This is a genomic window from Kitasatospora sp. NPDC001225 (genome assembly GCF_053597855.1).
In genome coordinates this window covers 1-7,729 of the sequence record NZ_JBSFJC010000229.1, presented here as the reverse complement: position 1 = coordinate 7,729, position 7,729 = coordinate 1, and the positions used below count along the sequence as shown (strand labels likewise).

Below are 7,729 nucleotides of genomic sequence, written 5' to 3'. Positions count from 1 at the left end.
GCCCGGGGTGCTGGAGGGCGCATCCAAGGAGAGATCATGAACATGACACGCTCGCGTCTGCTCGCCGCCCTTGTGGGCCGCGCCGGAAGGACCGCCGCCGTCGCCCTGGTGGCCGCCGGGACGCTCGGCGGCCTCGGCACCGCCGCCGCGGCCACCATCGGCCCCCTCCCGGCCGGTGCGCACGCCGTCCGGACCGCCACCGACACCGACTCCGCGACCGACACCGCCACCGTGTCCGACGGCGCCACCGCCCGTTCCGCGCTGCGCGAGCGGATCGTCTCCATCGCCCGCGGCCAGATCACCCCGGCCGGCCAGGACCCCGAGAAGACCGGCACGTGCGACAAGTACTTCGCCTACGCCGACGGGACGGAGAAGCAGAGCAAGTGCGCCAAGACCGCCTGGTGCGCCGCGTTCGCCGACTGGACCTGGCACCAGGCCGGCGTGAAGCCCGCGCCGACCACCCTGTCCGGACGCGGCGTCGGCAAGTGGGGCCAGGAGCACCACCTCTTCCACAACCGGCAGCCCGCGCGCGGCGAGCGCCCCTACACCCCCGTCCCCGGCGACCTCGTCGTCTACGGTCCGCCCGCCTACGCGAAGGGTGGTCACGTCGGGGTCGTCGTCGCCGTCAACCACGACGGCACCATCGACACCGTCGAGGGCAACGTCGGGGACAAGGTGACGCACCGCCACGTCAAGCCCGCGGACGCCCGCGGCGGTGGGCAGAAGTTCCACATCTCCGGCTACGTCAGCGTGCCCGGCGCCTGACCGGCCCGCCTCCACCAGCGCCGGCGCCCGGGCGGATGATCCGTCCGGGCCCCGGCCGTCGCTGCCCGGCCTCGACCGGTAGGTTCACCGTGGCGCGTTCGAGCACCTTCGACGCACTTCACGAGGGGGAGGCCACCGGTGGACGTACTGGCGATCATGGAAGCACTGGCCGAACAGGGCATCACCGTGCTGCTCAAGGCCGACGCCGAACGGATGGCGGAGCAGCGCAAGCCGTGGACGTTCGTGGCCAGCGGCGCCCCGCTGCGTGACGACATCCTCGTGCGCACCGATGCCGCCTCGGTGGAGCAGTGCCTCGAAGCCTGCCTGCCCCGCCTGCGGGAACTGGGCATTTCGCTGCCGGAGTGACGAGAGCGGCCCCAGAGGCCGACGGCGGGTCCGCCGGTGCGGGCGGACGCGGACGAACAGGTGGCGCGGGTGTGTCGGAGGGGCTCTTCCGGGGCAACCGCTCGGGTGTGGGGCTCCTCGCGCGGCCCCGGGCTCCCCGGGCCGGGGCGGGGCGGTGCGTGGGGCGGTGCGGTTCGTTCGAGGGGGAGGAGGAGCACATGGGCGGGTCGATCGGCTCGGTGTGGGGCGGCGACCGGCTGGACCTCGACGCCTATCTGGCCCGGGTTGGGTACCGGGGGGAACGCGAGCCGACGCTGGAGGTGCTGCGCGCGCTGCACGCCGCCCACATCGCCGCGCTCACCTTCGAGAACCTGGAGGTCGTGCTGGGCCGGCCCGTCCGGCTCGACCTGGAGTCCCTGCAGGCGAAGATGGTCCGGCGGCGACGCGGGGGCACCTGCTGCGAACAGACCCTGCTCTACGCCGCGGCGCTGGACGCGATCGGCTTCGCCTTCACCGCGACGGCGTCACGCGTACGCCTGGGAGAGGAGCGGATCCGCCCGGCCACGCACATGTCGCTGCGGGTCGTCATCGACGGCGAGGACTGGTTCACCGACGTCGGCTTCGGCGCCGAGGGCCTCCTGGAGCCGCTGCGGCTGCGCGACGGCGAGGTCGTACGGCAGTCCGGCTGGACGTACGGGCTGCGCCGTGAGGAGGGCCCGACCCCGGGCGCCGCCGGACCGCTGGTGCTCCGGCGGCTGAGGCGCGACGGCTGGTTCGACCTCTACGCGATCGGGACGGAGCCGCGCTTCCCGGTCGACTTCACCGTGACCAGCCACTTCACCTCCACGCATCCCCGCTCGCCCTTCCGCGGCAAGCTGCTGGTGCAGAAGCCGGCGGCCGGTCAGCGGCTCGTCCTGCGTGACACGGAACTCACCCGGCTGCTACCGGACTTCACGGAGGAGAGCCGCCGGGTGTCGGCGGGGGAGCTGCCCGGGCTGTTGAGTGGGGAGTTCGGGCTCGCGTTGGACGCCGAGGACACCGCCGCGCTCGTCGCCCGCCACGAGGCGGCGTCGGCGTCGTAGGGGGAGGAACCGGGGTCGACGGCCGGGCACCGTCCCGGGGCGGTCCGGCCGGTGATCCCGGCCGGTGATCTACGCCGGGGTCTGCGCCGCCCTGGTGAGGAAGCCGTCGATGAGGGTGTCGACGGCGAGGCGGAACCGCTCCTCGGCGTCGCCGGCGACGAGTTGGGCGGCGTGGGCGGTGATGAGGGGGAACTCGTCGGGCGACTGGGCGGTGAAGTGCCGGTACAGCTCCTCGGCCTGCTCGTGGTGGCCGACGGGCCGTGCCTCGGCTTCGACGGCGGCGTGGTGCACCAGGGTGGAGAGGAAGTCGGCGGCCCACGCCGCGTCCTGGGGAGTGAGGCCCCCGGCGAGGAGGACGGCGAGCATGTTCTCCAGCGGGCGCAGGACCGCTTCGCTCCGGGGCGGCACGGTGGTGAGCGTCATGGCGATCCCGGGGTGGGCGGCCAGCGCGTCGCGCAGGCGTCCCAGGAGCGTGTGCAGCTGGCCGCGCCAGTGCGCCGGGTCGGCGGTCTCGAGTTCGACCGTCGCGAAGATGCGGTCCTGCATGGCGTGGATCAGGGCCTCGCGGTTGGCCACGTAGACGTACAGCGAGGCGGGCCCGGTGTCCAGGGCGGTGGCGACCCGTCGCATCGACACGGCCGGCAGCCCCTCCGAGCGCAGGACCTCCAGTGCCGCGTCGATGACGGCCTCCTCGCTGAGCGGCGGCTTGGCCGGGCGGTCGCGGGTCGAACGACGGCGGGTGGGGGGCATCGAGGATCGGCCTTCTGCGAGGGGAAGCGGGAGCAGCACTCTAGGCGACCGCCCGCTTTCGTCCGAACGAACGGCGCCGAACGAACAGCGTTCGTGACGTACGCTGTTTGTGACGTACGCTGTTCGTGAAGCGTCGTCCACGCCTTCCGGGGAGGCCACCATGACCGACAGGACCGCACTCGTCACCGGCGCAGGCCGGGCCGCCGGGCTCGGCATCGCCGTGGCCCGGGCTCTTGCCGCGCAGGGCCACCACGTCATCGTCACGGCCCGCGACGGCGGCCAGGCCGAGGAGCGGGCGGCCGTGCTCCGCTCCGAGGGCCTCAGCGCGGAGGGCCTCCGCCTCGACCTCGCCGACACCGACGACTTCGCGCGCATCGCCGCCCACGTCGGGGACGGGCACGGCCGCCTCGACGTCCTCGTCAACAACGCCAGCTGCATGCCCGACTTCGACACGCCGTCCATGCTGGACGCCGACATCGACTACGTCCGCACGGCGCTCGACGTCAACGTGGTCGGGGTGTGGGCCCTCGTCCAGGCCCTGTCCCCGCTGCTCCGGGCGGCGCCCGCGGCCCGGGTGGTGAACGTCTCGAGCGGGGCGTACCAGCAGATCGCGGCCGGGGCCGACTACCCCCGGCAGGTGGGCGCCCCGGCGTACTCCTTCTCCAAGTACGCGCTCAACGCCCTCACCGCGAGCCTCGCGGCAACGTTCCGCGGCACCGATGTCCTCGTCAACGCCGTCGACCCGGGGCGGGTCGACACCCACCCCGAGCTCGGCGTCGACGAGGAGGACCGGCCCGCCTCGGAGAGCGCCGTGTGGGTCGCCTGGGCCGCGACCCTGCCCGCCGACGGGCCCACCGGCGGCGTCTTCTACGACGGCGAACGCCTCGCCTGACAGCGGGGGGGGCCTGTCGCCGAGTCCAACCCGGTGTCCCACCTCTGCCGTTCGGAACGGAGTCCACGATGAGGTCAGTACGGTTCAGCCGTTTCGGCGGCCCCGAGGTCCTGGAGGTCGTGGACCTTCCCGACCCGCACCCGGGCCCCGGCCGGATCCGCGTCGCGGTACGCGCCGCCGGCGTCAACGCCAGCGACTGGAAGAAGCGCGCGGGCCTGATGGACGAGGAACTGCCGCAGACGCTGGGACACGAGGCGGCCGGTGTCGTGGACGAGGTCGGCGAGGGCGTCACCGACGTGTCCGTCGGCGACCGCGTCGTCGGCCTGTCCGAACACGGGGGCGCCCAGGCCGAGTCGGCCGTACTGTCGCACTGGGCGCCGCTGCCCGCGTCCGTCCACTTCGCCGACGCCGCCGCCCTGCCCGCCGCCCTCGAGACCGCGGCGCGCGGACTCGACCGGCTGGGCGTGGTCGGCGGCACCGTGCTCCTCGTCAACGGCGCCTCGGGCAACGTCGGCAGCGCCGCGGTCCAACTCGCCGTGGCCCGCGGCGCGCGGGTGATCGGCACCGCCGGCCCGGCCAGGCACGCGTACGTCCGGGCGCTGGGAGCCGAACCCGTCGCCTACGGCCCGACCCTCGTGCCGGCGGTCCGCGCGCTGGCGCCCGGCGGGGTCGACCGCGCACTCGACGTCGCCGGCAGCGGAGCACTGCCCGACCTCGTCGACCTCACCGGCGGCCCCGAGAGCGTCGTCACCCTCTCCGACGTCGCTGGCGCCCGTGAGCACCGGGTGGCCTTCAGCCGCGGCGACGACGGCCGGGCCCTCTACGTCCTCGCCGACCTCGGCGAGCTCATCGCCACCGGACGCCTGGCGCTCCCTCAGGTGCACACCTTCCCGCTCGACCAGGTCGCACGGGCGCACCACTTCGGCGAGAGCGGCCACGCGACCGGCAAGATCGTCCTGGTCAACGCCTGACAGGGGTCGTACGCCGGGTCTCCGCAGAGGCCGACCTGATCCTGCGGGGCCCCGGCCCGCGCCCTCGGCGGTCCGAATCATCCGAACTGTCCGGGACGTCCGGTCCCGCCTCATGGGATACGACACCGCAGGTGGGGGCGGTGATCAAGTCCGTCGGAGCCCTCGTCATAATTGCTCTGCCTGCGATCCACGCGGCCTGACCCACCCGACCGGGCCCGTGCCCACCAGGTCAGACTCCTGTCCCTTCTCGGAGGACCGCACCGTGCGCCCCAACCGAACCAAGGGCCTGCTCGCCGCAGGCCTCGTCACCGTGCTCGGTGGCATTCCCACCGCCGCCACCACGGCTTCCGCCGCCACCACCGGCTCCGCCGACGACGCGCCCGGGGTGCTGCGGGTCGACGCCTGGGACCCGGCGTGCTCGGACTCCGGGACGGGGACGGCGGCGAAGCCGTTCTGCTCCGTCAACGCGGCCGCCGCGGCGGCCCTGCCGGGGCAGACCGTCGAGGTGGCCCGGGCCACGTTCGGCTCGGACACCGCGGTCACGAAGTCGGGCGAGCCCGGCCGGCCCATCACCATCCGGGGCGCGGCCGGCGGCACCGCGGTGGGCGGCGACGTGCGGCTGTCCGGTGTGCACGACGTCGTGGTGGAGTCGATGCACGCCCGGGAGGTCCTGGTCACCGGTTCCAGCCGGGTCACGGTGGTCCGCACCGAGGCCTCCGGGATCAAGGCCGTCGACAGCCCCGGGACGACCCTCACCAACAACACAGTGGCCGACGGCTGCACGGCCGGCATCGAGCTGGCCGGCGACTCCTCCGGGTCGAACCTCTTCAACAACGTGGTGCGCAACCACTTCTCGCCCTCCGCGCCGTACTCCTGCCCGAACCCCGAGGGTGCGGAGATCGTGGTCTCCGCCGCCTCGGCGAAGGACACCCGGGCCGGCTCGAACACCGTCGCGCCGTACTGGACGAACTCCGGCAACGGCACGCCGTACGTCTGGGCCGGCACCCGGCACCAGACGCCCGAGTCGCTCGCCGCCGCGACCGACGGCCGGGCCGGCAAGCACGACTACGTGGTGCCGCGCTGGCAGTCCGGCAGCGCGCTGAACAGCGAGGTCGTCGACTCCGCCGACGAGACTGCGCCGGGCTTCGTGCCGGCCGCGCACCCGGCCGACGACCCGTGGCGGCCGAACCTCGGCACCGGCCTGGGCTACCACGACCGCGGCGCGACCGAGCGCCAGGAACCCATAACCTCGGCCCAGTTGACGGCCGACCAGCAGCGGGCCCCGTACGGCACCGAGATCACGCTGACGGCGACCACGGGCCCGGAGAAGGCCCACTGGCCGACCTCCCTGATGACCTACCGCTACGACTTCGGCGACGGCACCCCGGCGGTCACCTCGAACTCCCCGGTGGTCAAGCACACTTACACCAAGCCGGGCACCTTCTCCGCGAACGTCACCGTGGACACCGGCGGCGGCCAGCCGTTCACCGGCAGGTACGCAGTACAGGTGCAGGTCACGACCCCCGGGCCGCTGACCGCCGGCGCCACCGTCCAGCAGGTCGTCCCGGACCGGTTCGACACGGCCGACGCCCCGCCGCTGGGCGTGCGGGTCGACCCGTCCGGAACCGTCTCGCCGTGGCAGGTCTCCAAGGTCGTGGTGGACTACGGCGACGGGACCCCCGCCGTCACCCGGAACACCCTGGACGCGGTCGTCCACGGGTACGCCTCGCCGGGCGACTACACGGTCACGGTGACGGTCACCGACACCGCCGGCCGCACCAGCACCGCCGCGTACCCCTTCCGGGCCGCGTACGCCCCGACCGGGTTCCTGCGCACGGAGGCGTACCGGCTCGTCGACACCCGCCAGGACCCGAACCTGGACCTCCGGGGCGGCGCCGAGGTGCCCTTCACGGTCCCGACCGGCAGCGCGCCGGGGGCGAACGGCGTGCCCGGGAACGTCACCACGGTCGTCCTGAACGTGACCGTCACCGACGCCACCGAGGACACCCACCTCACCGTCTGGCCGACCGGCCAGGCCCGCCCGATCACCTCGAACGTCAACGTGGCGGCCGGCCGCACCTCGTCCAACCTGGTCACCGTGCCGATCGGCGACGCCAAGCGGATCAGCACCCTGCTCAACTCCGGCCGCGCCGAGGTGATCGTCGACGTCGTCGGCTTCTACCGCCCCAACGGCGGCGACCTGTTCACCCCGCTGGCGCCGAGCCGGCTGGTGGACACCCGGGAGAGCAGCAAGCTCGGGTCCGGCGAGACGCGTGCGGTGAAGGTCGCGGGCGTCGGCGGCGTCCCGGCGGACGCCACGTCCGTGGTGCTCAACCTGACCAGCACCGACACCGCCACCGACACCCACCTCAAGGTGTACGCGGGCGGCGGGACCAAGCCGGTCAGCTCCAACCTGAACCCGGAGCCCGGCAAGGACAAGGCCAACCAGGTCATCGTCCCGGTCGGCCCGGACGGCACCGTCAACGTGTACAACCACAACGGTTCCACCCACGTGATCCTCGATGTCTTCGGGTACTACTCCCCGAACGGCAAGGCCACGTACACGCCGACCGTGCCCGTCCGCCTGACCGACACCCGTACCGGCCCGTTCGCCAAGCCGGGCCCGGACAGCACCACCGTCGTCGGCGGCATCCCGGCCGGTGCCCGGGCGGCCGTCCTCAACGTGACGTCCACCAACACCACCGAGGACAGCTACCTCACCGTGCACGCCCACGGCGCCCCGCGCCCCGGCACCAGCAACCTCAACCTGCTGGCCGGCCAGACCGTGCCCAACCACGTCACCACGCCGGTCGGCGCGGACGGCAAGGTCGACATCTACAACCACGTCGGCAGCACCGACATCATCGCCGACCTGTTCGGCTACTTCACGGACGCCTGGCCGCAGTCCTGACGCCGTAGCCCTC

The 7,729-nt window shown here is 73.6% G+C and carries 7 protein-coding genes; 6 read left to right on the top strand and 1 reads right to left on the bottom strand.

The annotated features are described in order from the left end of the window. The first annotated feature begins 42 nt into the window (after positions 1 to 42). The 3 genes from ACWDCZ_RS37795 (at position 43) to ACWDCZ_RS37785 (ending at position 2,192) form a co-directional block, all read left to right on the top strand. Positions 43 to 765, top strand: a complete 723-nt coding sequence (locus ACWDCZ_RS37795; RefSeq protein ID WP_449818296.1) for a CHAP domain-containing protein — start codon at positions 43 to 45, stop codon at positions 763 to 765. 138 nt (positions 766 to 903) lie between these two features. Further along, a complete protein-coding gene (locus ACWDCZ_RS37790) occupies positions 904 to 1,131 on the top strand; it encodes a hypothetical protein (protein WP_049659115.1) in 228 nt (75 codons plus the stop codon). A gap of 197 nt (positions 1,132 to 1,328) precedes the next feature. Beyond that, a complete protein-coding gene (locus tag ACWDCZ_RS37785) occupies positions 1,329 to 2,192 on the top strand; it encodes an arylamine N-acetyltransferase family protein (RefSeq protein ID WP_449818295.1) in 864 nt (287 codons plus the stop codon). Between the two features lie 69 nt (positions 2,193 to 2,261). Here ACWDCZ_RS37785 and ACWDCZ_RS37780 read toward each other — a convergent pair whose 3' ends face one another. Further along, complete coding sequence (locus ACWDCZ_RS37780; RefSeq protein ID WP_449818294.1) at positions 2,262 to 2,942, bottom strand: TetR/AcrR family transcriptional regulator; 681 nt, start codon at positions 2,940 to 2,942, stop codon at positions 2,262 to 2,264. A 160-nt stretch (positions 2,943 to 3,102) separates the two neighbouring features. On the opposite strand from ACWDCZ_RS37780, the gene ACWDCZ_RS37775 reads away from it, so the two are divergent. From ACWDCZ_RS37775 to ACWDCZ_RS37765, 3 genes are all read left to right on the top strand, one after another. After that, complete coding sequence (locus ACWDCZ_RS37775; protein WP_449818293.1) at positions 3,103 to 3,834, top strand: SDR family NAD(P)-dependent oxidoreductase; 732 nt, start codon at positions 3,103 to 3,105, stop codon at positions 3,832 to 3,834. Between the two features lie 68 nt (positions 3,835 to 3,902). Continuing rightward, entirely contained in the window at positions 3,903 to 4,805 is a 903-nt protein-coding gene (locus ACWDCZ_RS37770) for an NADP-dependent oxidoreductase (RefSeq protein WP_449818292.1), read from the top strand. A gap of 262 nt (positions 4,806 to 5,067) precedes the next feature. Continuing rightward, positions 5,068 to 7,716 carry a PKD domain-containing protein gene (locus ACWDCZ_RS37765; protein ID WP_449818291.1) on the top strand — a complete coding sequence of 883 codons (2,649 nt, stop codon included), beginning with the start codon at positions 5,068 to 5,070 and terminating at the stop codon, positions 7,714 to 7,716. The last annotated feature ends 13 nt before the right edge of the window (positions 7,717 to 7,729 follow it).

Coding starts and splice junctions, on each gene's coding strand:
- ACWDCZ_RS37795 (WP_449818296.1), top strand. CDS start 43: ATGACACGCTCGCGTCTGCTCGCCGCCCTTGTGGGCCGCGCCGGAAGG.
- ACWDCZ_RS37785 (WP_449818295.1), top strand. CDS start 1,329: ATGGGCGGGTCGATCGGCTCGGTGTGGGGCGGCGACCGGCTGGACCTC.
- ACWDCZ_RS37780 (WP_449818294.1), bottom strand. CDS start 2,942: ATGCCCCCCACCCGCCGTCGTTCGACCCGCGACCGCCCGGCCAAGCCG.
- ACWDCZ_RS37775 (WP_449818293.1), top strand. CDS start 3,103: ATGACCGACAGGACCGCACTCGTCACCGGCGCAGGCCGGGCCGCCGGG.
- ACWDCZ_RS37770 (WP_449818292.1), top strand. CDS start 3,903: ATGAGGTCAGTACGGTTCAGCCGTTTCGGCGGCCCCGAGGTCCTGGAG.